This window comes from Pseudomonas edaphica, assembly GCF_965277385.1.
GTDB classification, from domain to species: domain Bacteria; phylum Pseudomonadota; class Gammaproteobacteria; order Pseudomonadales; family Pseudomonadaceae; genus Aquipseudomonas; species Aquipseudomonas edaphica.
Window position 1 is genome coordinate 5,243,002 of the sequence record NZ_OZ255725.1, and the last position, 22,644, is coordinate 5,265,645.

The window sequence follows — 22,644 nt, forward strand, 5'->3', positions numbered from 1 at the left end:
TTATTCCGCCAGTTTGGCAAGGATCTTGTAAACCACAGTGCCGAGGATCAACAGCATACCGACCCACATACCAAACACACCCACCGGCTTGTCGCGAAAGTTGAAGCCGGTCGCGAGCAAGATCATGCCGATGATGATGGGAATGAGCATGGCGTGGAACGAAGACATGGAGATCATGGGGCGACGGCCTTGTCGGAGTGGGAATACTGACAAGTCTAGGTCGGATTATGCAAAGTGGTGTTGATGTGAATCAGATAGTGTTGGCTGTGAGTGAAACAGCCATCGCGGGCAAGCCCACACCACACATTGGAATACATTCCCTGTGGGAGCTGGCTTGCCCGCGATGGCCGCGTCTCGGTCTCAGGGCAAATCGCGGCTCGCATAAAACGCGCCCAACACCTTCACCAGGTGCGCCAGATCATGGCTGCCACACAGCTCACGAATCGAGTGCATGGCAAACGTCGGCAAGCCGATATCCACGGTGCGCACGCCCAGGTGGCTGGCGGTGATCGGGCCGATGGTCGAGCCGCAACCCATGTCGCTGCGCACTACAAAGCTCTGCACCGGCACTTCCTGAGCCATGCACAGGTGGCGGAAGAACCCGGCGGTTTCGCTGTTGGTGGCGTACCGCTGGTTGCTGTTGACCTTGATCACCGGGCCGGCGTTGAGTTTGGGGCCGTGGTTGGCGTCGTGTTTCTCGGCGTAGTTAGGGTGCACGCCATGGGCATTGTCTGCCGAGACCAACAGTGATTTCTGAATGGTGCGTACGAATTCCTCACCTTCCGGTAGAAGACGGCGCAGGGTCTGTTCCAGCATCGGGCCATCCGCGCCGCAGGCCGAACAGGAGCCGACTTCTTCGTGGTCGTTGCACACCAGCACGCAGGTTTCGTCGTTTTCGCTGGTGAGCAAGGCTTGCAGGCCGGCGTAGCACGACAGCAGGTTGTCCAGGCGCGCACCGGCGATGAAATCGCCATTGAGGCCGATCACCGCAGCGCTTTGCGTGTCGTAGAAACTCAGCTCGTAGTCGAGCACCACATCGGCGTTCAGGCCGTGTTCGCGGGCGAGTTGCTCAGTGAGCACGGCGCGGAAGTCCACCCGCTCGTCACCGGCAAACTGCGCAAGGATCGGCGGCAGCTCGGTCTGTGCATTGATCGCCCAGCCCTGGTTGGCTTCACGGTTCAGGTGAATAGCCAGGTTGGGGATGATGGCAATCGGCAACTTGAAGTCGATCAGTTGGCTCTCGACCTTGCCGTCGCGGCGGAAGGTCACGCGGCCGGCCAGCGACAGGTCGCGGTCGAACCACGGCGCCAGCAGCGCGCCGCCGTAGACTTCCACGCCCAACTGCCAGAAGCCCTGGCGTTGCAGCTCCGGCTGGGGCTTGACCCGCAGGCAGGGGCTGTCGGTGTGGGCGCCGACCATACGGATGCCGTCTTGCAGCGGCGCATGCTTACCGAGCTTGAAGGCGATGATCGAGGAATCGTTACGGGTGACGTAATAGCGCCCGTTGGCCTCGGTGGCCCAGGTTTCGCGCTCGTCGAGACGCTGGTAACCGGCCGCTTCCAGGCGCTGGGCGAGGGCGGCAGTGGCATGAAAAGGAGTAGGGGAGGCCTTGAGGAAGTCGATCAGGCCTTGATTCAACGCTTCGCGCATAAATAGCTCCAGACAGCAATGCGCGGAGTTTACCGTATTGGCTCCACATTTGAAGTGAAGCTACTCGCTTGAAAACCCTGCAAGGCCAATGTGGGAGCTGGCTTGCCTGCGATAGCGGTGTGTAAGCCAATATATTTGGCACAGACAGATCGCTATCGCAGGCAAGCCAGCTCCCACATTTGACTGTATTTTCAGCTTAAAAAGGTGCAGGGCACTCAAAGCGCAGCCGCTCGCCGCTTTGCGGGTGCGTAAAGCTCAACATGCTCGCATGCAGGCACAGGCGTGGCCAGGCGGCCAGGGCTTGTTCATGGGCGTACAAGCCATCACCGAGCAGCGGATGGCCGATCGACAGCATATGCACCCGCAACTGGTGCGAACGCCCGGTGATCGGCGTGAGTTCCACGCGGCACCAATCGCCACAACGCTCCAGCACTTTCCAGAAGGTCAGTGCGTTTTTGCCAAACTCATAGTCGACTACGTGGCGCGGCTTGGTCGGCGGGTCGTAGCGCAAAGGCAGGTCAATGCTGCCGCTGTCCAGCTCCGGCTGACCCCAGGCCAAGGCGGTGTAGGCTTTTTCGGTTTCGCGGTCATGAAACTGGCGCGACAGTTCGCGGTGACTGTCGGCGTCCCGCGCGAGCAGGATGATCCCCGAGGTTTCCCAGTCCAGGCGATGCACGATGCGGGCTTCGGGGTAGCCGTTTTCCTGCAGGCGGGTGATCAGGCAGTCTTTGTTGTCATCGGCGCGGCCAGGCACCGAGAGCAACAGGGTCGGCTTGTTCACCACCAGGACGGCGGCGTCCTGATGCAGGATATGAATAGTGGACAGCGGCATTAAACAGCCTCGTAACAAACGCCAACGGCGGCTCGGCCACCCGGTTCCCAAACGGGATCAAGGTGATCGAGCCGCCGTGGCGGCCGCCTTTTCGATTAACGATCAGGCAGGGTGATATTGAGTTCCAGAATCGAGCAGCTGCCGTCGTTTTCCAGGGCGACATGCACGTCATCGTTGCCGATATTGACGTACTTGCGGATCACCTCGACCAGTTCCTTCTGCAAGGCTGGCAGGTAGTCCGGGGTACTGCGTTGGCCGCGTTCGTGCGCCACGATGATCTGTAGACGCTCTTTCGCTACCGACGCGGTACTTGGCTTTTTGTTGGCGCGAAAGAAGTCGAGAAATTTCATTATTTAGTTGCCTCCAAAGATACGCTCGAAGAATCCCTTCTTCTTAACATCGAGGAAGCGATGTTCCACGGTCTTGCCCAGCAAGCGATCAACTGCATCGCTGTACGCCTGGCCGGCGTCGCTCTGGTCGTCAAGAATCACCGGAACACCTTGGTTGGAAGCCTTGAGGACCGCCTGGGATTCGGGGATCACGCCCAGCAGGGTCACTGCGAGGATTTCCTTCACGTCTTCAACGCCGAGCATTTCGCCGTTGCTGACGCGCTCAGGGTTGTAACGGGTGAGCAGCAAGTGCTCCTTGATCGGGTCTTCACCTTTTTCGGCACGCTGGGACTTGCTGGCCAACAGGCCGAGCATGCGGTCCGAGTCACGTACCGAGGAGACTTCCGGGTTGGTGACGACGATGGCTTCATCGGCAAAGTACATCGCCAGGTGAGCACCGGTTTCGATACCGGCCGGCGAGTCGCACACCACGTATTCGAAGGTTTCTTTAAGCTCGGCCAGGACTTTGCCTACGCCTTCTTTGGTCAGCGCGTCTTTGTCACGGGTCTGGCTGGCGGCCAGCACGTACAGGTTCTCAAGGCGCTTGTCCTTGATCAGGGCCTGTTGCAGGTTGGCTTCGCCGTTCACCACGTTGACGAAGTCGTACACCACGCGGCGTTCGCAGCCCATGATCAGGTCGAGGTTACGCAAACCGACGTCGAAGTCGACGATGACTGTTTTGTGGCCGCGCAGAGCGAGGCCGGTACCGATAGCGGCGCTGGTGGTGGTCTTACCCACACCACCCTTGCCGGATGTAACCACGAGAATCTTGGCCAAGGTGTTTCACCCCTAAGGAAAAAGGACTTTTCAGCCCCTGAAAAACATCTCTTGGAACTCGCTGCAGGCGGACAGCCTTTGTAGGAAAAAGATGTGGTTTCCGCAGGGAAACGCCAACTTCCAATTATTCCTACACAAGTCTTGCCGGTTTCGCTTTGCTATCAGAGTCTAGAGATGCTTGGAAAATGCGGCAGTATCCGTTAAAGACGGATGATGTTCAACACATCGCCCGACAGGCTGACCTGCACCCCGGCCCCCCACAGCGGATCACGGCGCAAATCTTCTGAAACCTTGTACTGGCCTGCGATGGACACTAGCTCAGCGCTCAACTGCTGGCAAAAAATCCGCGCCTTGGTATCGCCCTTGATGCCGGCGAGGGCACGTCCGCGCATGGGGCCGTATACATGGATGTTGCCATCGGCCAGAAGTTCCGCCCCGGGGCTAACCGAGGAGATCACCACCAGATCGCCACCCTGGGCGTAAATCTGCTGCCCGCCGCGTACGGGGGAGGTGATGATCTTTGTAGGCTTGACCGCAGGTTCCGGCGGTTTTTCCGGTTTTTTCTTCACTTCACCTTCCAGCGGTTCGAGCGGGCGCTCGCGGGCACCGGAGGGTGGCAATACGGGCAGTTCAATTGCGATGGCCGCGGCAATGTCTTCGATACGGCTGGCGCGTATGGCCAGGGTGCGCAAGCCGTGGGAGCGGCAGACGCGCATCAAGCCGGGCAAATCAATCGCGCCTTGGCCGGCCGGGAGTTTGTCCAGGGCCAGTACCAGCGGGGCATTGTTGAAGAAGTTCGGCGCCAGGGCGACCTTGGCGGCGAGCTGGCGGTCCAGGGCGTCGAGGTCGTTGCGGGCCAGTTCCAGCACGGTGATGGCGAGCATGCTGCCTTTCAGCTGGAACACGGGATCTTGGTCTAGCGGTTCGGTTTGGCTCATGGTCGGCAAAAGCGGCTTGTCACGAAAAGTGTCGAGACTTATAACGATAACAACCACGGGCCGCAAGCCGAGTCGAACGTTGTAGAATGCGCGGCCCTTGTCTTTACCGGAATCTGTAATGGATCGCCCGCGTTTTCGAGCTGTATTTTTTCACCCGCGCTTTTGGCTGTTATGGCTGGGACTCGGCCTGCTGTGGCTGATTACCCAGTTGCCCTACCGTGCATTGCTGACCATTGGTCGATTACTTGGTGCCGGCATGTACCGTGTGGCTGCTGATCGCCGCCGCATCGCCGCGCGCAACCTCGAGCTGTGCTTCCCGGAAAAATCCGCCAAGGAGCGTAAACGGCTGCTCAAGGAAAACTTCGCGTCCACCGGCATCGCCTTCTTCGAGATGGCCATGAGCTGGTGGTGGCCCAAATCGCGCCTGGCACGCCTGGCCCATGTCGAAGGGCTTGAGCATTTGAAGCAGGCGCATCTGGATGGCAAGGGTGTGATCCTGATGGCGTTGCACTTCACCACCCTGGAAATTGGCGCGGCCCTGCTCGGGCAGAAGCACACCATTGATGGCATGTACCGCGAGCACGGCAACCCGCTGTTCGACTTCATCCAGCGCCGTGGCCGTGAGCGGCACAACCTCGATTCCCTGGCGGTAGAGCGCGACGACGTGCGCGGCATGCTCAAGCTGCTGCGTTCGGGCCGCGCCATCTGGTATGCGCCGGATCAGGACTACGGCGCCAAGCAGAGTATTTTCGTACCGCTGTTCGGCATCCAGGCCGCTACCGTGACCGCCACCAGCAAGTTTGCGCGGCTGGGCAAGGCGCTGGTGATGCCCTTCACCCAGGAGCGCCTGGCCGATGGCAGCGGTTATCGCCTGGTGATCCACCCGCCGCTGACCGACTTCCCCGGTGAGAGCGACGAGGTTGACTGCCTACGCATCAACCAGTGGGTCGAAGCCTCGGTGCGCGAATGCCCCGAGCAGTACCTGTGGACGCACCGGCGCTTCAAGAGCCGCCCGCCCGGCGAGGCTAAGCTGTACGAACCGCGCCGCCGGTAACCGCTACTTTTCTTCCAGGGAGTGACGCAATGCGCCCAGCTGAACCGGTCACAGGCTTGATTCTTTCCGGTGGCGGGGCGCGAGCGGCGTATCAGGTGGGCGTACTGGCGGCGATTGCCGAGTTGCTGCCGCCGGGGGCGCCGAATCCTTTTCCGGTGATTGTCGGCACCTCCGCCGGCGCGATCAATGCGGTGAGCCTGGCCAGTGGCGCCACGGATTTTACCGCGGCCATCCAACGCCTTACCGCCTTTTGGCAGGGCTTTCGCAGCCATCTGGTGCTGCGCAGCGATTGGCCGGGCGTGGTGCACCAGGCCAGCCGTTTCTTTATCCATAGCCTGTTGGGCCTGGGTGCCCAGGTGCCGGTGGCGTTGCTCAACAGTGCGCCGTTGCGCGACTTGCTCAACGACAAACTGCACCTGCACGGCATTGATGAGGCGATCCGCAACAAGCATCTGCATGCAGTCGCGGTCACGGCCTTTGGTTATGAGTCCGGGCAAGCGGTGACCTTCTATCAGGGCGGCGGCAAGATCGATGCCTGGCTGCGCCATCGGCGCATCGGTGTGCCGACCCAACTGACGGTTGAGCACTTGCTGGCCAGCTCCGCGATCCCCTTGCTGTTTGCGCCGGTCAAACTCGACCAGGAATATTTTGGTGACGGTGCCGTGCGCCAATCCGCGCCCATCAGCCCGGCCTTGCACCTGGGGGCCAGCCGGGTGCTGGTGGTGGGCGTCAGCGGCAACCCGCGTGGCAATGAACCTTCGGTGCAACGTACTTACACTGGCCAGGAGCCGACCTTGGCGCAGATTGGTGGGCATATGCTTAACAGCACGTTTATTGACAGCCTGGAAAGCGATATTGAGCTGTTGGAGCGTCTGAACCAATTCAGCCATGTTGCGCCTGGGCTGGCGCCGGTAGAGGTGCTGGTGATTGCGCCCAGCCAGCCGATCGATGAAATCGCGGCGCGGCATCGGCAGGAATTGCCGGCGGCGTTGCGTCTGTTCTTGCGCGGTCCGGGGGCGACCAAGACCAGTGGGGCGGGAGTGTTGAGTTACTTGTTGTTCGAGGCGGGGTATTGCAGCGAGTTGATTGAACTGGGGCGCAAGGACGCACTTGCCAAGCGCGAGGAATTGTCCAAATTCCTTGGGCTGACAGTGAACTAAATGTGGGAGCTGGCTTGCCTGCGATAGCGGTATTCCTGTGCCAACTATGTTGGCTGACAGATCGCTATCGCAGGCAAGCCAGCTCCCACAGGGGACCGCCGTCAGACTCTAGAAGTGATACTTGACCAGGAAGCTCGCCGTGTCCTGGTTAGTCTTGAACGCGCCGGAATCTTCGATCCCGTACTTGTTCTTCCAGTAGTCATATTCGAAGCCGACATACAGCTGCTTCTCGCCCCAATGCAGCGCCTTGCCCAAGTCGTACTTGACCTGTGGGTTGAAGTGCAGGTTGGCGTGGTAAGTGCCACGGGCGTTCCTGTCGTTGTCCACTACCCAGTCCATGAAGCCGTCGATCAGCACGTTGGAGTTGCCCACGGGAATGGTGTACGACCACACCGGCGTGATCTGCCACACGCCATCGCCCGGGCGGTTGCCTTCGGTCTGGCGCTGGTAGAAGTTCAACTGGAAGTAGTCGAAGCCAGGGATGTTCAGGTCAAAGCCCGGGCCCAGCAGGTACGACTCGTTATCGCCTTCGCCGAACTCGTAAGTGAAGGCCAGCAGCACATCTTTGATCGGGCCGAACGAGAGGTCTTTGTCGAAGATCTTGCCGAACGACAAGCGTGGGCTGAACTCGCCGTAGTAAGTGCTTGGGCCGACGTTGCCGTCTTCCTTGCCGTTGTAAAAGATGCGGTCGACGAACAGGAAGTTGTCGCCGTACTTCCACGCATCGGCGTGCTCGAAGGTGACGGTTTGCTGGATCTGCGGGTTAACGGTGAAGTTCTTGCCCCACAGGTACGTCAGGCTGTTGTTCTGCCACTGCAACAAATCGCCTGCCACGGCTTGGCCGCCGGCCAGCAGGGATCCTGCCAGCATCAGGCCTTTGAACATAGGTTTCATTCGGTTGCTCCCGAGTCAAAGTTTTATGGTTGTTTTTCTACGCAGGCGCTCTGGTGTGGCGCCTTTTGGTTCGCTGCAAAAATCGTCTGTTTGGTCAGCTTTAATGCTTTTAGCAAGAGCTGCGCCAAGGTGTTTAAAAAGCCAATAAAAGGCCTTCGGCTGCACTTGATGCAGTCGAATCCGGAGGTTTTTTTCTGCACGTTGGCCGCAGACATTGGGCCAGGATAAGTTGGCCCTGCAGTCAGCTTTTACATTCGCTGTTTTTTTTTGAGTCGATTCGAGCGGGCGCGGAGAATACTGGCTCCCAGGCCTTGGCTCAAGTGCGCTGTTAGAGAGCGCAGGGGGCGAGAATGGGGCGCGGCTTGTGGCCGGCCCCAGGTGAATAGGGTGCATGTGGGTATTTCCTGTTGGTTATTATTTTTGTTGTTTTTTGCTAACAGGCCAAATCAATGCGTGTGGGCGACCGCGGGGCGTTCCGAACCGCCGAGGATGTTGAACAGGATGTTCAGCGACAAGGCGCTGAGGGTGGCCATGGCGATTCCACTGTGGGTAATCGGGCTCATCCACAGGGGCAACTGCGCGAAGAATTCCGGGCGCACCACCGGGATCAGGCCCATGCCGATGCTGACTGCCACCAGCAACTGGTTGCGGCGGTCGGCAATGTCGGCCTCCTGCAGGATCTTGATGCCGGTCGCCGCGACCATGCCGAACATGGCAATGGCGGCGCCGCCCAATACTGCCGGTGGAATCGATGCCACCAAAAAGGCGGCTTTGGGCAGCAGGCTCAGCACAATCAGGAACGCCCCGGCCATGATCGTCACCGAGCGGCAACGCACGCCGGTCATCTGCACCAGGCCGATATTCTGGGCGAATGAGGAGTGGGTAAACGTATTGAAGAAACCGGCGAAAAATGAGGCGCCAGCGTCACACAACAGGCCACGGCGCAGCATCCTTGGCGTGACCTCCTGGCCGGTGATTTTGCCCAGCGCAAGAAACATCCCGGTGGACTCGACGAAGATGATCACCACCACCAGGCACATCGACAGGATCGGTGCCAACTCGAACTTGGGCATGCCGAAATGCAGTGGCGTCACCACTTGCACCCACGGTGCCTGGGACAGGCCGCCGAGGTCGACCATGCCGAGCAGGCCGCACAAGCCATAGCCGAGCGCCATGCCGATCAGCACCGAGATATTTACCCAGAAGCCGCGCATGAAACGGTTGATCAGCAAGATGGTGGCCAGTACCAGCGCGGCAATCGCCAGGTAAACCGGCGAGCCGAAGGTGGCGGCGGCACTGCCGCCACCGGCCCAGTTCACGGCCACGGGGAACAGCGACAGGCCGATGGCAGTGATCACGGTGCCGGTCACCAAGGGCGGGAAAAACCGCACGACCTTGGACATGAACGGCGCGATCAGCATGCCGAAAAAACCGGCAGCGATGGTCGCGCCGAAGATGCCCTGCAGGCCGATGCCAGGCATGCCGGCCATGGCCACCATGCTGCCGACGGCGGCGAAACTGGCGCCCATCATCACCGGCATGCGAATGCCCACCGGGCCGATGCCGAATGACTGCACCATGGTGGCAATGCCCGCCACGAGCAGATCGGCGTTGATCAGAAAGGCGATTTCTTCACGGCTCAAGCCTGCGGCCTGGCCAATGATCAGGGGTACGGCGACGGCGCCGCCGTACATCAGCAAGACGTGTTGCAGGCCTACCAGAATCAGTTGCAAGAGGGGCAGCCGCACCATGGCGGGTGCGGCGGGAATCTGCGGTTCGACTAGCTCGGTCATGCAACACCTCGGATCTTTTTTATTTTTGTGTTGTTTGGAACGCACTCTGTAAATCACCACAAATCCCTGTGGGAGCTGGCTTGCCTGCGATGGCGGTGGCTCAGCAACTCATCTGGTGGCTGATGCACCGCTATCGCAGGCAAGCCAGCTCCCACATTTTGGATTTGTGTTACTCGGGCTGTCAGTTAGTGCGCGCCCCCTGGTTGATCCAGGTGCCAATCAAATCCCGTTCCTGCTGGGTCATCTGGGTGATGTTGCCCAGCGGCATGATCTGGCTGGCCACGGCTTGCGCTTGAATACGCGCCGCCTGCTGCTGGATCTGCGCCGGGGTATCGAACATCACGCCTGCCGGTGCGGTGCTGAACAGCGGGCTGGTGGGCTTGGCCGAATGGCACACGGCGCAGCGTTCCTGGATCACGCCATGCACCTTGTCGAAATCAATCGTCGCCTGGGCCGGTGCCGCAGCAGGTTCTGCAGCGGGTGCGGCTGGCGCAGCAGGTTTCAAGCCACCGCCCAATGCGGTTTCCGGCAATGGCTGGTACTCGATGGCCGCGGGTGCCTTGGCCACGTCAGGTGCAGTCGAAACAGGTTTAGGACCGGTCACATACGCCAGGCAAATCATCGCCAATGCGCCCACCGGCAACGTCCACGCATACTTCTGGCTGTTATGCCGTGTGTTGAAGTAGTGACGCACCAACACCGCTGCCACCGCGATACCCGCCAGGATCAGCCAGTTGTATTGGCTGCCGTAGGTGCTCGGGAAGTGGTTGCTGATCATGATGAACAGCACCGGCAAGGTGAAGTAGTTGTTGTGACGCGAACGCAGCAGGCCCTTGGCCGGCAGCGCCGGGTCAGGTGTGCGGTTCTCGGCGATGGCCGCCACCAGCGCGCGCTGGGCGGGCATGATGATGCGGAATACGTTACCGACCATGATGGTGCCGATCACCGCACCTACGTGCAGGTAAGCACCGCGACCGCTGAAGACCTTGCTGAAGCCGTAAGCGGCCGCAATCAACAGTACAAACAGGATAAAGCCGAGCAGGGCAGGGCGTTTGCCCAGCGCCGAATCGCACAGAAAGGAATAGATGAACCAGCCGACGAACAGTGAGCCAATGCCCAGCAGTACGCCTTCGGGGCCACTGAGGCTGCTGCCCGGGGCCAGCAGGTACAAGGTCGGGTTGGCGTAGAACACTACGCACAGCAGCGCGATGCCCGACATCCAGGTGAAATAGGCTTCCCATTTGAACCAATGCAGGTTGTCCGGCATGGTCGGCGGGGCCAGTTTGTATTTTTCCAGGTGGTAGATACCGCCACCGTGAATCGCCCATAAGTCACCGGCCAGGCCGTCTTTGGGGTTGACGCGATTAAGGTTGTTTTCCAGCCAGACAAAATAGAAGGAAGCGCCGATCCACGCGACGCCAGTGATCATGTGAACCCAGCGCACGCTAAGGTTCAGCCATTCCATCAAATGTGCTTCCACAGTCTTTACCTCTCGCCTGTCACCCTTGTTGTCGGGTGATCAGACCTTCTCTTATTGGTGGGGGGCGAGGATCAACCGCTCATCCTCTTTGAAAAAATGCTCATCGCAGTTATTGCCTGTGCCACTGCGATCAACCACCAGGAAGTCATCCCGCTTTTCGATCGTCAGCACCGGGTGGTGCCAGACGCCGCGATGGTAATTAATGCCCTGCCTGCCGTTGGTGACGAAGGCGCGGACCAAGCCCGATACAGGTTCATCGCCAAGTGGCGCGACCACGATCAGAAAGGGGTTGCCGAGCAGCGGGATGAAAGCCTGGCTGCCCAGCGGGTGTCTTTCCAGCATGCACACGGTCAGAGGCATGTCCTGCGCATCGGCGCGGAAGATGCTGATGATTGCGTTGTCTTCAGGCTGGGCGGTTTCTACCGTGGCCAGCTTGTGAAAGCGCATGGTCGACCCGTTATTGATCATGAAGTGATCGCTGCCATCGGTTTCGATAACGTCTCCGAAAGGGGCGAAGGCTTCTTTGGTCAGGGGTTCGATCACTAGTGTGCGCATGGCTGTCTCTTATCCGAATTCTGTGTTGTTTGTTCTATTGCTATCGCGGGCAAGCCCGTCTCCCACATTTTGATCTGTGAATACATTCAAATGTGGGAGCTGGCTTGCCTGCGATGGGCTCACCGCTTATTTAGCGACTTTACCGAGGACCCGCAGGCGGCTCACACCACCATCCGGGAACACGTTCAGGCGGATGTGGGTAATCGGCCCCAGTGCCTTGATCTGCTCGGCAAACGTGTGTTCAGCGTGCATTTCCAGTTTCTGCGCCGGCAGCAGCTCGCGCCAGAACAGCGATTGGGTTTCGATCTGGCTGTCGGTGCCGCCCTTCACGAACGCGCCCTGGATCGAGCAGGTGTCCGGGTAGTTGCCCTTGAAGTGCAGGGTGTCGACCACGATTTTCTCGATCTCGCCGGGGTGGCCCAGCGCGACGATCACCCAGTCATTGCCTGGCGTACGACGACGGGCGGTTTCCCAGCCGTCGCCCATGTTGATGCCACGGCCCGGGTTGAGGATGTTGCTCATGCGGCCGAAGTGTTCGTCGGAGCACGCCAGGGCGCGACCGCCGTTGAGGGCCGCTGCCAGGTCGACCTGTTCGTTGTCGCCCACCGAGGACCAGTCGCGGAACGGCACGCCGTACACACGCAGACGGGCCACACCGCCGTCCGGGTAGATGTTGAAACGCAGGTGGCTGAACGCCTGGTCGTTGTTGATCTCGTGGTAGTGGTGGCTGTTGCCTTGCAGCTCCACGGCCGACAGCACTTCCACCCACTGGGTGTTGGCGTCCGGCTCGCCCGAGGCCAGGAAGCAGGCTTCCAGGGAGGCCGATGGCGGGAAGTTGCCGGTGAAGAATGAAGTGTCGATGTCCACGCCCTTGATCGAGCCGGGTACGCCGAGGCGGATCACCGCGCTGTCGTAGCCTTCGAAGCGCTTGCGGCGTGACTCCCAGCCGTCCATCCACTTGCCGTTGTCATCGAAAACGCCCTCCTTCCACACGGCCGGGGTCGGCTGGAACAGGCGGTTGGCGTCAGCGAACCAGTCATCGGTCACCGAGATGATCTTGGTGCCCAGGCGGGCATCGGCCAGGTTAACGAACTTTTCGAAAGGTACGGCGTAAGCTTTCATTCTTCTTGTCTGCCTTAGATAGAGTGGCTGGGGATGGTCTGTTAGAGGGTCAGTAAACGGAACAACGCGATCTTGTTGATCTCGGCCAGCGCGCATTTGAACTCGGCGTCTGCCGAATTGTGAATGCGCGTTTCGAACGCAGCGAGGATCTGATGCCGGTTGCTGCCTTTTACCGCCATGATGAAGGGAAACTTGAACTTGGCCTTGTAGGCATCGTTCAGCTCGGTGAAGCGCGAGAACTCTTCGGCCGTGCATTGGTGAATCCCCGCGCCAGCTTGCTCATCGGTGCTGGCTTGGGTCAGTTTGCCCTGGACGGCAGCTTTGCCGGCCAGGTCCGGGTGAGCGTTGATCAGGGCCAATTGGCTGGCATGATCGGCGCTTAACAGGATATCGCTCATGCGCTGGTGCAGGGTTTCGATCTGGTCGACCGAGCTGTCCTGGCCCAGGTCGAAGGCCTTTTCGGCCACCCATGGCGAGTGTTCGTAGATATCGGCGAAAGCGGCGACAAATTCATCGCGGCTCAGGGTCGATGGCTTCAGGGTCTGGAACGCAGTCATTTCGCCGCTCCCGTGTACGGGTGGGTTTCGTGCCAGTGACGGGCGATGTCAACGCGGCGGGTGAACCACACCTGTTCATGGCCTTTGGCGTATTCGATAAACCGTTTCAACGAAGCCAGGCGTGCAGGGCGGCCGATCAGGCGGCAGTGCAGGCCGATGGAAAGCATCTTCGGCGCCTCGGCCCCTTCGGCATACAACACGTCGAACGCGTCCTTGAGGTACTCGAAAAAGTCATCGCCCTTGTTGAAACCCTGCACCTGGGTGAAGCGCATGTCGTTGGTGTCCAGGGTATAAGGGATCACCAAATGCGGCTTGCCGGTCGGGTTGTTCGGCTCCCAGTAGGGCAGGTCGTCGTCATAGGTGTCGCAGTCGTACAGGAAACCGCCTTCCTCCATCACCAGCCGGCGAGTATTGGGGCCAGTGCGGCCGGTGTACCAGCCCAGTGGGCGCTCGCCGGTGAGTTCGGTGAGGATGCGGATGGCTTCGAGCATGTGCTCGCGCTCCTGGGCCTCGTCCATGTACTGGTAGTCGATCCAGCGGTAGCCGTGGCTGCAGATCTCATGGCCGGCGTCGACCATTGCGCGGATCACATCCGGGTGGCGCTGGGCGGCCATGGCGACGGCGAAGATGGTCAGCGGGATATCGAATTCTTTAAACAGCTTGAGGATGCGCCACACACCCGCACGGCTGCCGTACTCGTACAGCGACTCCATGCTCATGTTGCGGGCGCCTTGCAGCGGCTGGGCCGAGACCATTTCCGAGAGGAAGGCTTCGGACTCTTTATCACCGTGCAAAATGTTGCGCTCACCGCCTTCTTCGTAGTTGAGTACGAACGACAGCGCAATGCGTGCCTTGCCCGGCCAGTGGGGGTGAGGAGGGTTACTGCCGTAACCGATCAGGTCGCGTGGGTAGTCAGCGCTCACTGCAGTCTTCCTTCTTGTTCGTGATAGCAAGTGTGTGTGGCGGCCGGGCAGTGAAAAGACTGGGTGGCGTCACAGCGATGAGTGATTGTATACAACTTATCTGTCACTTTGTAAGCCTACATTTCTGCATTTTTTCTGTATCGCCGGGTTCAGATGCTGTAGCAAGAAACTTGCCTGACTGGTCAGTTAATGGACAAAAGGTCGTTTAAAAGCAAGGTTTACTCACGAATTGACTCATCGAGCAACACCGACGGGAAGATCCAAAGCTTTGTGATTTTTATTGTGTACAATTTTTTTAAAAAGTGTCTTAATCAGCCATCGCCGGCTTTTTCGATGCCCTGAAAAAGTGCAGGTTTCTCTTTTACTGACTTCAGGAGGCGCGAAGACGCCATGGGACGTTTGACCACACACGTTTTGGACGCCGCACACGGCTGCCCCGGTAGCAATATCAAGGTCGAGCTGTACCGCGTCGACGGCGCGCAGCTGGAACGGGTTGCTACTGCCACCACCAACAGCGACGGCCGTTGCGATGCGCCGCTGCTGCAAGGTGACGACTACCGCAGTGGTGTTTACCAACTGCAATTCAGCGCCGGCGACTACTACCGCGCCCGTGGTGTGCAATTGCCGGAACCGGCGTTTCTCGACGTCGTCGTGCTGCGTTTTGGCATCAGCGCCGAACAGGATCACTACCATGTGCCTTTACTGATTTCGCCTTACAGCTACTCCACCTATCGCGGTAGCTGAGTCGTCACCTCGCTTCACACCCCCAAAGCTCTTCGTTGGTTTTTTGCCCGCCCACACTGCGGGCTTTTTTTATTCTGAATGGCTCACGGGCCGCCCAAGTATGTAACGCACCTGGGGCGGTCGAGGTACCTAGGCTCGGCTTTTCTGTATGGAACAGTCCGCCATGAGTACCGACACCACCGCCTGGTTGGCCGCTGAGGCTGCTGCGGCGCAAACGCTTAATTTTGATGACCCGCAAACCTCGGACGCGCAGCGTGATGCGGCGATTCGCACACTCCTGACCCGACGGCTAAACGCGGTCACGCAGCCCAGCCTTGAAATCAATCGCCTGTACGAAGCCCAAGCCAGGGCCAGAGAGGCGGTAAAACTTTTAAAAGACTTGATTGGGCGTGCGCCGAGAGTCTTGGGCATTATCCGGGGCGCATTACGCAAGGCCTTTGCGCTGGACCCCGATACGCTGTTGTTCACCGAGTTCCGGCCGCCGCCTTTGCCCCAGAAGGTCTACAGCCTGACCGAAAAAGGCTTGGCACTTCTCATTGATCCGGATGTGCCGCTGGACATTAACCAGTTCACTACATTACGTATCAAGGACGAACCGGCACGGACGTTGCCGTTTACCGCTTGGGATGCGTTGGTCCGTGTGAAGGGGTTGGCGCTGCTCGGCCAGGTTGAGAAGGCTGAACGAGACTATTGGCAGCAACTGGCCTATGGCTCCTGGCTGACGCGCAAGCAGCGTTGGGTCCAGTTACGAAAATCGTTGTTCGCCGAGCATGCACTGCTGGCCCATCGCGTTTACCAACTCTCGGACCGCGGCTATGCCATGGTCCGTAAAGTCATGGAGATCCCGGGTGCCGATGCGCGACGCAGGGCGGCAGGCGACTGGGCGAGTATTCAAGTGAGCAGGGTGGCGTGGCCTGGCACAAATCGGGCACTGGTTCCTGTGCCGGGCGCTTTGTATATTTATCGTGAAGGCATCGCGGGGGATACGCCCCATGTGATCTACCTGCCGGGTCTGATTCGTGAGTTTTACGAGTTCAGTTCCTGGTACCGAATGCAGTGCGACCTGCCGGCACTGGTCAACGGCCCTTTGAGCCAAGTACTTTGGCAGTGCTTGCCACTGCGCCGTTGGCATGAGCTGTGTAACACACCCAGTGTTACGCCTCAGGCGTTTACCCTTCAGCTTATTGGTGTACATCAGGAAGACGTGTTGCTTGCCAGTGCGACCGAGCTGCTGGAGGCGCAGTGGGATAATGAGGTGGCCTGCGCATTGTCAATCAACCCTGCGGCTGTGGGCGTTCAAGGTGTGGGGCAATTCAACGCTCCTGAGGTGAAACGCTTCCTCAAATTCATCGAAAAAGGCCGTCGCCGGCTGGCATGCAGCCTCCTGCTGGGAAACAGCCTGGACGCCTTGCCGGAGTGGGATCATCAGCGCCGCAGCGGTGAGATTGTGTGTGCAAGTTTGACGCCGGACCTCGCCCTCAAGACCCGTGAAGCGCAACTCAAACGTTCCGAAAAAGGCTTGATGGCCCTGCTGGATCCGACGGATGTGGGCAAAAGCACTGCACCCTATCAAGACTTTTTGAACCTCGAGCAGCGATGGCAGGCACAAGTGAGTACAGCGAGTCAATTGGCTCATGGCCCGCACGAGCGCATGTTTGAAAAGGCGTTCTGGCTTGAACAGCCTTTGGGCACGTCTAATCGCGGCTCATTGGTGGGAACTGCACTGCGCCGGGCTTTGCTTCTGGAAGCCCAGATGCAGCAACAGTTGAACCTGATGCCCTCCGTGCATCTGGAGCGATTGAATACGGTATTGAGTGAGTCTTGGGTGCCTGGCGACAGTGCTGCTGATACCTGTGTGTTGCAAGTAACGGTCGGCAGTGAGTCCGACCCGTTGTACCCGCTGTTGGGGGCTTCGCTTGTGACCACTAATCAGGCCCTGGCTCACCCGAACGGTCCACACTCGGTGTTGTTATGCGTCACGGGTTTGTATGGCGCACTGGTGCCCTTTGATAACTTGAACGCTTTCGCCGAAGGCCTTCAAACCAGCCTGAAAAGCCCCGATGGCTCCGTGCTGTGGCGCTGTATCGGACGGGATCAGCGCGAGGTGGCGCGGGCCGCGATCACTGCATTACCCAGGAATACGGCCCTGGTGGTGAACTACGAGGCCATCAAGCGCCCCCTGCTCAAAGACTGGTTCACCAAACTGATGCAACATTACGCCGCGTTGAACAAACTTGCGGGCAAGGGTGTGCGGTTGTTCAGTGAGATGAGCGATCCGCAGTTGAGCCGTATGTTGCTTGCCCAGGAATTGTTCGAGTGCCTGCAAGTACCTGCCAATGATGCTAGAACGCTAGCCTTATCCAATATCAACCTGTTGCGGGTTGCAGCCACTCAAGCGAAAAAACTCCCGTCGTGGTTGGGCTATGCCTCAAGCGGTAGTCGAAAACACTACAAACGACTATCACGCCGTTATCTGACGAATGCCTTTGCGGTGGAGAGCAAACTATGGCGGGATTTGCCGAGCCTGGAGTCATTTGCCCGTAATGCCTTGATTGCTCGTTTGACTCAGGACGGTTTTTACCCGCAGTTGGATATCGACAAACCGCTGTTGGATTTGCCCGATGATGTCAGCTCCCAATTGTGTGGCTCGTCGAGTCAGTGCGTGGTGGGTGATCGCGATATAAAAATGGTCGTCAGCTCACAGCGCACCACCTTCAGTATGCTGCAATTGGCTTTGCACAACCTCGATCCCAAGGCGCCCTGGACCCGCTGGCGCTTGAATCGCGCACGCTGGCTGGACTTGGCCTGGAAAGAGCGCTTGAGCGTGCGTTACCTGATAGACACCTTGTCTTCGCTCGATCTGGGTGGCGCGTACGACAAGCTGATCCTCGAGGCTTTTTATCCGCCGGCGTCTAGTCCGGCCACGTCTCCCGGGCTCTCACAGGCCCTGGTCTATAGGGCTTTGCAACAACGCGCTCAGATGCAGTTGTATTCTGCGGTCCAGCAAGGTTTGGGTGAAAAAGGGCAGCGTCTGTTTACCCTGGCGATGGCCGCTCGGTCGGCAAGTGACCTGAAAAAAGATGGGCTTGATGTACAGCTGGCGGTGCTGCGCCTGATGGACGCTGCCTCAGAACATGATCGGCACATTGCTGGCTTATTGTTCATTCATGACAGGTTATCAAAGCTCTGTGTGGTGTATTGGCCCATGGCTGCGGCAAGCCGGGTGATTGTCGCGTATGCCAGCTTGGCCGAAGCAGAAAAGGCGATGAATCTTGTCGGCGCACTTCCCGAAAACCAGAAGGTGTTGGCGCGCCAAGTGGCGCCTGGCTGGGAGGCGCAGGCGCTTGACCGTTACCCCGATGGAGACCTGGGGGTGCGACTCCGCCAGCCTCACTGGCGTGAGCCTGGGCAAACCATTCTGTATCGTTTTGTTGCCGCGCTTGTGGAGTTTTTTTGGGCCCGGCCAAAGATACCGCGTGCTGACCAGGAGAGCGTCGAGGCTCTGATCAAGGAGCAAATTGAGTCGCAGCCTGAACATTGGTTAGCGGCTGCGCCTACTGCTACTGGCAATGCCATGCTCCTGCTGGCCCACGCCCAGGTGTTCGAACTGCAACGTCGTACCCAGGCCCAATCCCAGTCTTCCCAGACGCTGGAGCAATACCGCGAGCAGCGTTTGGGGGAGCAGCACGACGCGACGATTCGTGGGCTGCTGGGCTTTGTCCCGGTACTGGGTGTTGGCATCAGCCTTTATGAAATGCTGCTTGCGGCGCGGCGCTATCATTACAGCGGATCTGCCCATGATGCTGTGGATGTGGGGTTCTTGACGATACTTGCGTTCGTCGACGTGCTCACATCCTTTGGTCCTTCCCCAAAAGGCGCGCGTGTTTCGCGTGTCGCTTTGGGGCGCTTGCACCGCCATCAAGGGTTTATGCTCGGCGCGCGCACGGGCTTGAAACCGTCACCGATCAAGCCACGTCATCTGCTGGAACACTTTCAGTCCCCTGTCGGCTTGGACGGTGCCGTTGAATTGGCGGGGCCGGGAGGTAAAGGGCGTTATGCGAAAAATGGCCAGCAGTTTATCCGCGAGGGTAATGACGTTTACCCGATATACCAGCGCGAAAACGAACGGGGGCTGCGCCTGAAAAAGAGCCAGGGAGGCGGGCAAGATGAGCTGACTCTAAATATCGAACATCCCCGTGAATGGCTGCTGGGAGCCGATGCGCCGAAAGCGGGTCCCAGTTCTGGCGTGCACAACCCCTGGCGCGCCCCAACGCCACCTTCGCCGGACTGGCACCCGCCGGTTATACGAACGGCGACTGAAAACCGGATTTATCAGTCGACCACGTTGGCCAACCATTGGCTGGATTGGCGCACCCAAGTGTCTGCCGATCAATTGTCGGGTTCCCCGGCTCCCTGGATATTTCATCTGGCTTTGGATCCCCAGGGTTATCCCCATAATGTCCTGCGGGTGGCTCCTCCTAATACCAGCATTTCAGACCCGAACAGCGGATTTTACAGAGTGCTGCCCCCTGGCGACCATGCGCCGTTGACCGGTATCGTGTTTATCACCAGAAATGAGCCGCTGGTGTCTTTGGCGGAGGTAGATATCGTGCGCTGGACGGGCAGGGACAGGCGTGACCAACCCCTGCCGGTATCACGCACCCTCACAGGTGGATGGCAAAACCATCCGCCACTGTTCGACAGGCCATTACAGCAGTATGTGGCTGAAGCGTTTCCCACGATGACCAACAGAACCCGCGACTTTGTCGTGCTGAGAATGATCGAGTTGTCAGGCCCATCACGTCCGGCGACGGCAAGTCATATGCTTGGGCTACGTGCGGCGCTGGACGAATGGCTGCCCCCAGCCCCGGCTCGCCCAGGCCAGACGGATGACTTGCTGCGGATGTTGCGGCCCATTCCAATTGCGCGCAATACCACTTTCATCAATTACCAAGGGGTTGCGCCAGGGCTTGAACGCATCGACTTCATACCGTCTATCATGCCGGCGAAGAGGCTCCAGCACGGTGGTAAGGCGGTTACGGTAGACAGACATACCACACAGCGCGCCGCTGTAAGGAGCGTCCTGGAACAGCAGGGTTTTATCATTCGGGACGTCAATGTCTGGCGTTACGGGAAGTCTATTCGAGAGTCGTTAGTGACTCACCCCAACTCCCCCGCTCGTTTGTACTACGTTTCCTATGAGTGGGCGGAGATGGGCAATGTCCGGCTCTACAAACGGTTTGAGAATAAGTGGTTTGATTTGGCGCTCAGGTCCTACAAGGATCCGGCGTTAGTCCGGGAGGTGACCAATGCGCGATTTGAACAACGACTGGTACCGATTTTGGCGGGCATACATTGGCCAATCATGGGGGATATTTCTCCAACCGTCTATTTCGTCAAATTGAGACCCGCGTCTTGATCAAAGAGAACACGCCAGCTGCGCCGAACAGCAAGGCACTGACGCGATTGAACCAGCTCTGGCCCGCGCCGCTGCGCAGGTAGCGCGCGGCACCGTGGGCGCCGAGGCCGTAAGCCAGCTTGCAGAGCAAGTCGAGTACGGTCCAGGTCGCGATCATGATCAGCAGTTGCGGCAGAAACGGCTGCTCGCTACTGAGGAACTGCGGCAGGAAGGCGGCGAAGAACAGGATGTCCTTGGGGTTGCTGGCGCCCAGCACAAAGGCCCGGCCGAACAGTGCGCGAAAACGCGGCACCGCCGGCGCCTGCGGTACCTCGGCGCCATGGGTTGGCAGGCGAGATTGCTGCCAGCTCTGCCAGGCCAGATAGAACAGGTACAGCGCGCCGATGATTTTCAAGGCGCTGAACAACTGCTCGGAGGCCAGCAACAATGCGCCCAGGCCCAGAGCCGAGGCGCTCAACAGGCAGATCGAGGCAAACACCCCGCCCAGGAACGCCGGGTACGAACGGCGCAGGCCGTAGTTGAGGCTATTGCTGATCATCAACAGCGACAACGGCCCGGGGATCAGGATCACCACCAGTGCCGCACCACTGAACAACAGCCAGGTATCCAGGTTCATCTACATTTCTCCCTCTATGCAAAAGCCCCACCCGAAGGTGAGGCGGTTTTTCAGCCGTTCCCGAACTACAGGAAGATGAACTTGGCGATAAAGATCGCGCACAGCACCCACAGGCTGACAGAAATCTCACGGTACTTGCCGGTGCCTGCCTTGAGCGCCACGTAAGTGATAAAGCCCAAGGCAATCCCGTCGGCGACCGAGAAGGTCAACGGCATCATGATCGCGGTGACAATCGCCGGAATGCTGTCGGTGGCCTCATCCCAGTTGATATGGGCCATGCTCGCCATCATCAGCATCGCCACGTAAATCAGCGCGCCGGCGGTGGCATACGCCGGAATCATTCCCGCCAGTGGCGCAAAAAACATCGCGGCCACAAACAGGATGCCCACGGTCACGGCGGTCAGCCCGGTGCGACCACCTGCGGCCACACCCGCAGCGCTTTCCACATAGCTGGTCACCGGCGGCACACCGACCATGGCGCCAAATACGCTGGAGGCACTGTCGGCCTTCAGCGCACGGGACAGGTTATCGATCTTGCCGTCGGCGTTGACCAGTCCGGCCCGTTGCGCGACGCCCATCAGTGTACCCGCGGTGTCGAACATGTGTACAAAAAGAAAAGCAAATACCACGCTTATCATGCTTACATTGAATACACCTTTTATGTCCATGGCCATCCATGTCGGCGCCAGGCTCGGTGGGGTTGAGAGAATGCCGTTGTAGTGCACCAGGCCCAGGCCCCACCCGGCGAGGGTCACGGCGATGATGCTGATCAGGATCGCGCCGAATACCCGGTGATAGCTGAGGATCGCAATCAACAGGAAGCACACGGCCGCCAGCAAGGGCGCAGGCTCGTGCAGCGAACCGAGCTTGATCAAGGTGGCCGGGCTGTCGACGATGATACCGGCGGTCTTCAGGCCGATCACCCCAAGGAACAAACCGACGCCTGCGCCCATGGCATGACGCAAGCTCACAGGGATGCTGTTGAGCAGCCATTCACGCACGCGCGACAGTGTCAGGCCCATGAACAGCACGCCGGAAATAAACACTGCGCCCAGCGCGGTTTCCCAGTGGTAGCCCATGGTGCCGACCACGGTGTAGGTGAAAAACGCATTCAGGCCCATGCCCGGCGCCAAACCCACCGGCCAGTTGGCGTACAGCCCCATCAGCAGGCAGCCCAGCGCGGCGGCGATACAGGTGGCGACAAACGCCGCACCGTGATCGATACCGGCGTCGGCCATGATGTTGGGGTTGACGAAGATGATATAGGCCATGGTGATGAAGGTGGTGAGGCCGGCAATCAACTCGGTCCTCACTGTGGTGCCATGCAAGCGCAGTTTGAACAGGCGTTCCAGCCAGCCGCCTTGCGGTGGGGCGAGGTCCAGCGTAGGGGCTTCGGTTTTTTGGCTATCCACAGCAAGTACTCCTCAAGAGTTTTATTGTTATTTCCAGCGCCGGTCACAGAGGTGGGCAGCAGCGCTTTGAGGTACTGGCGGGTTTTGTTGATCAATAGGTCAGGAACTCGCACGAAGCGAATTATGCTTTTGTATACAAATAAAGCAAATAATGTTTTCTATTTTGTCTGCGAAAGGGGATGAAAGGCGGATGCGCGGGCGTTTCTTCGGCTTGTTGTGGCGAGCAGGCTTGCCCTGCGTTGGGCTGCGAAGCGGCCCTGAAACAGTCACCGCGGGGCTTCAGCTAGAGATCATCGGCAGGTTTTGGGGCCGCTAAGCAGCCCAACGCA

Annotated in this window: 20 protein-coding genes; 4 read left to right on the top strand and 16 right to left on the bottom strand. The window is 59.1% G+C overall.

Annotation, left to right across the window (positions count from 1 at the left end; genetic code table 11):
* From ACQY47_RS23910 to minC, 6 genes are all read right to left on the bottom strand, one after another.
* The gene (locus tag ACQY47_RS23910) at window positions 1-177 is read right to left on the bottom strand and encodes a hypothetical protein (protein WP_017137858.1); all 177 of its coding nucleotides are present in this window, start codon (window positions 175-177) and stop codon (window positions 1-3) included.
* Between the two features lie 183 nt (window positions 178-360).
* Complete coding sequence (locus ACQY47_RS23915; RefSeq protein ID WP_138451017.1) at window positions 361-1,650, bottom strand: M18 family aminopeptidase; 1,290 nt, start codon at window positions 1,648-1,650, stop codon at window positions 361-363.
* 196 nt (window positions 1,651-1,846) lie between these two features.
* Window positions 1,847-2,482: a pseudouridine synthase gene (locus ACQY47_RS23920; RefSeq protein ID WP_099487231.1), complete on the bottom strand. Its 636-nt coding sequence runs from the start codon at window positions 2,480-2,482 to the stop codon at window positions 1,847-1,849.
* 95 nt (window positions 2,483-2,577) lie between these two features.
* On the bottom strand, window positions 2,578-2,832 hold the full coding sequence (gene minE, locus ACQY47_RS23925) for a cell division topological specificity factor MinE (protein WP_003175252.1): 255 nt from the start codon (window positions 2,830-2,832) through the stop codon (window positions 2,578-2,580).
* Window positions 2,833-2,835: 3 nt separating this feature from the next.
* Window positions 2,836-3,648 (bottom strand): septum site-determining protein MinD, encoded by an 813-nt coding sequence (gene minD, locus ACQY47_RS23930; RefSeq protein ID WP_003209098.1) that lies wholly within the window; start codon window positions 3,646-3,648, stop codon window positions 2,836-2,838.
* Window positions 3,649-3,848: 200 nt separating this feature from the next.
* Entirely contained in the window at window positions 3,849-4,586 is a 738-nt protein-coding gene (gene minC, locus ACQY47_RS23935; RefSeq protein ID WP_017137855.1) for a septum site-determining protein MinC, read from the bottom strand.
* 118 nt (window positions 4,587-4,704) lie between these two features.
* Here minC and ACQY47_RS23940 point away from each other — a divergent pair, with 118 nt between their 5' ends.
* Both ACQY47_RS23940 and ACQY47_RS23945 read left to right on the top strand, forming a co-directional pair.
* The gene (locus tag ACQY47_RS23940; RefSeq protein ID WP_017137854.1) at window positions 4,705-5,640 is read left to right on the top strand and encodes a lipid A biosynthesis lauroyl acyltransferase; all 936 of its coding nucleotides are present in this window, start codon (window positions 4,705-4,707) and stop codon (window positions 5,638-5,640) included.
* 29 nt (window positions 5,641-5,669) lie between these two features.
* Complete coding sequence (locus tag ACQY47_RS23945) at window positions 5,670-6,800, top strand: patatin-like phospholipase family protein (protein ID WP_017137853.1); 1,131 nt, start codon at window positions 5,670-5,672, stop codon at window positions 6,798-6,800.
* A gap of 108 nt (window positions 6,801-6,908) precedes the next feature.
* Here the strand turns inward: ACQY47_RS23945 and ACQY47_RS23950 are convergent, their stop codons facing one another.
* The 8 genes from ACQY47_RS23950 to puuE form a co-directional block, all read right to left on the bottom strand.
* Window positions 6,909-7,694, bottom strand: a complete 786-nt coding sequence (locus ACQY47_RS23950) for an outer membrane protein OmpK (RefSeq protein WP_017137852.1) — start codon at window positions 7,692-7,694, stop codon at window positions 6,909-6,911.
* A gap of 15 nt (window positions 7,695-7,709) precedes the next feature.
* Window positions 7,710-8,087 carry a hypothetical protein gene (locus ACQY47_RS23955; RefSeq protein WP_157786505.1) on the bottom strand — a complete coding sequence of 126 codons (378 nt, stop codon included), beginning with the start codon at window positions 8,085-8,087 and terminating at the stop codon, window positions 7,710-7,712.
* Between the two features lie 53 nt (window positions 8,088-8,140).
* Window positions 8,141-9,487: a nucleobase:cation symporter-2 family protein gene (locus ACQY47_RS23960; RefSeq protein ID WP_099548910.1), complete on the bottom strand. Its 1,347-nt coding sequence runs from the start codon at window positions 9,485-9,487 to the stop codon at window positions 8,141-8,143.
* A 181-nt stretch (window positions 9,488-9,668) separates the two neighbouring features.
* The gene (locus ACQY47_RS23965) at window positions 9,669-10,967 is read right to left on the bottom strand and encodes a urate hydroxylase PuuD (protein WP_017137850.1); all 1,299 of its coding nucleotides are present in this window, start codon (window positions 10,965-10,967) and stop codon (window positions 9,669-9,671) included.
* 51 nt (window positions 10,968-11,018) lie between these two features.
* Complete coding sequence (locus ACQY47_RS23970) at window positions 11,019-11,522, bottom strand: ureidoglycolate lyase (RefSeq protein ID WP_056861103.1); 504 nt, start codon at window positions 11,520-11,522, stop codon at window positions 11,019-11,021.
* Window positions 11,523-11,648: 126 nt separating this feature from the next.
* Window positions 11,649-12,644, bottom strand: coding sequence for an allantoicase (alc, locus tag ACQY47_RS23975; protein ID WP_017137848.1), 996 nt, complete (start codon window positions 12,642-12,644; stop codon window positions 11,649-11,651).
* A gap of 41 nt (window positions 12,645-12,685) precedes the next feature.
* Window positions 12,686-13,201, bottom strand: a complete 516-nt coding sequence (gene uraD, locus ACQY47_RS23980) for a 2-oxo-4-hydroxy-4-carboxy-5-ureidoimidazoline decarboxylase (RefSeq protein ID WP_428552467.1) — start codon at window positions 13,199-13,201, stop codon at window positions 12,686-12,688.
* On the bottom strand, window positions 13,198-14,124 hold the full coding sequence (gene puuE / locus ACQY47_RS23985; protein ID WP_017137846.1) for an allantoinase PuuE: 927 nt from the start codon (window positions 14,122-14,124) through the stop codon (window positions 13,198-13,200). Before puuE ends, uraD begins: the two co-directional genes overlap by 4 nt.
* Before the next feature lie 390 nt (window positions 14,125-14,514).
* Between puuE and uraH the strand changes: the two genes are divergently transcribed.
* Together uraH and ACQY47_RS23995 are read left to right on the top strand one after the other, a co-directional pair.
* The gene (uraH, locus tag ACQY47_RS23990; RefSeq protein ID WP_017137845.1) at window positions 14,515-14,868 is read left to right on the top strand and encodes a hydroxyisourate hydrolase; all 354 of its coding nucleotides are present in this window, start codon (window positions 14,515-14,517) and stop codon (window positions 14,866-14,868) included.
* 163 nt (window positions 14,869-15,031) lie between these two features.
* Window positions 15,032-20,287 (top strand): dermonecrotic toxin domain-containing protein, encoded by a 5,256-nt coding sequence (locus ACQY47_RS23995; RefSeq protein ID WP_428552471.1) that lies wholly within the window; start codon window positions 15,032-15,034, stop codon window positions 20,285-20,287.
* Here the strand turns inward: ACQY47_RS23995 and ACQY47_RS24000 are convergent.
* Window positions 20,265-20,903, bottom strand: a complete 639-nt coding sequence (locus tag ACQY47_RS24000; protein ID WP_428552474.1) for a LysE family translocator — start codon at window positions 20,901-20,903, stop codon at window positions 20,265-20,267. The two genes, ACQY47_RS23995 and ACQY47_RS24000, sit on opposite strands and share 23 nt — an antisense overlap.
* Before the next feature lie 65 nt (window positions 20,904-20,968).
* Window positions 20,969-22,315, bottom strand: a complete 1,347-nt coding sequence (locus ACQY47_RS24005; RefSeq protein ID WP_017137842.1) for an NCS2 family permease — start codon at window positions 22,313-22,315, stop codon at window positions 20,969-20,971.
* Window positions 22,316-22,644 lie beyond the last annotated feature (329 nt).

What these genes read in the sequence shown, in the direction of transcription:
- ACQY47_RS23955 (WP_157786505.1), bottom strand. Translation starts at nt 8,087, where the DNA reads ATGCACCCTATTCACCTGGGGCCGGCCACAAGCCGCGCCCCATTCTCG.
- minE (WP_003175252.1), bottom strand. Translation starts at nt 2,832, where the DNA reads ATGAAATTTCTCGACTTCTTTCGCGCCAACAAAAAGCCAAGTACCGCG.
- ACQY47_RS23960 (WP_099548910.1), bottom strand. Translation starts at nt 9,487, where the DNA reads ATGACCGAGCTAGTCGAACCGCAGATTCCCGCCGCACCCGCCATGGTG.
- ACQY47_RS23915 (WP_138451017.1), bottom strand. Translation starts at nt 1,650, where the DNA reads ATGCGCGAAGCGTTGAATCAAGGCCTGATCGACTTCCTCAAGGCCTCC.
- uraD (WP_428552467.1), bottom strand. Translation starts at nt 13,201, where the DNA reads ATGACTGCGTTCCAGACCCTGAAGCCATCGACCCTGAGCCGCGATGAA.
- ACQY47_RS23920 (WP_099487231.1), bottom strand. Translation starts at nt 2,482, where the DNA reads ATGCCGCTGTCCACTATTCATATCCTGCATCAGGACGCCGCCGTCCTG.
- ACQY47_RS23940 (WP_017137854.1), top strand. Translation starts at nt 4,705, where the DNA reads ATGGATCGCCCGCGTTTTCGAGCTGTATTTTTTCACCCGCGCTTTTGG.
- ACQY47_RS24000 (WP_428552474.1), bottom strand. Translation starts at nt 20,903, where the DNA reads ATGAACCTGGATACCTGGCTGTTGTTCAGTGGTGCGGCACTGGTGGTG.
- ACQY47_RS23910 (WP_017137858.1), bottom strand. Translation starts at nt 177, where the DNA reads ATGATCTCCATGTCTTCGTTCCACGCCATGCTCATTCCCATCATCATC.
- ACQY47_RS23945 (WP_017137853.1), top strand. Translation starts at nt 5,670, where the DNA reads ATGCGCCCAGCTGAACCGGTCACAGGCTTGATTCTTTCCGGTGGCGGG.
- ACQY47_RS23995 (WP_428552471.1), top strand. Translation starts at nt 15,032, where the DNA reads ATGAGTACCGACACCACCGCCTGGTTGGCCGCTGAGGCTGCTGCGGCG.
- minC (WP_017137855.1), bottom strand. Translation starts at nt 4,586, where the DNA reads ATGAGCCAAACCGAACCGCTAGACCAAGATCCCGTGTTCCAGCTGAAA.
- ACQY47_RS23970 (WP_056861103.1), bottom strand. Translation starts at nt 11,522, where the DNA reads ATGCGCACACTAGTGATCGAACCCCTGACCAAAGAAGCCTTCGCCCCT.
- uraH (WP_017137845.1), top strand. Translation starts at nt 14,515, where the DNA reads ATGGGACGTTTGACCACACACGTTTTGGACGCCGCACACGGCTGCCCC.
- alc (WP_017137848.1), bottom strand. Translation starts at nt 12,644, where the DNA reads ATGAAAGCTTACGCCGTACCTTTCGAAAAGTTCGTTAACCTGGCCGAT.
- ACQY47_RS23950 (WP_017137852.1), bottom strand. Translation starts at nt 7,694, where the DNA reads ATGAAACCTATGTTCAAAGGCCTGATGCTGGCAGGATCCCTGCTGGCC.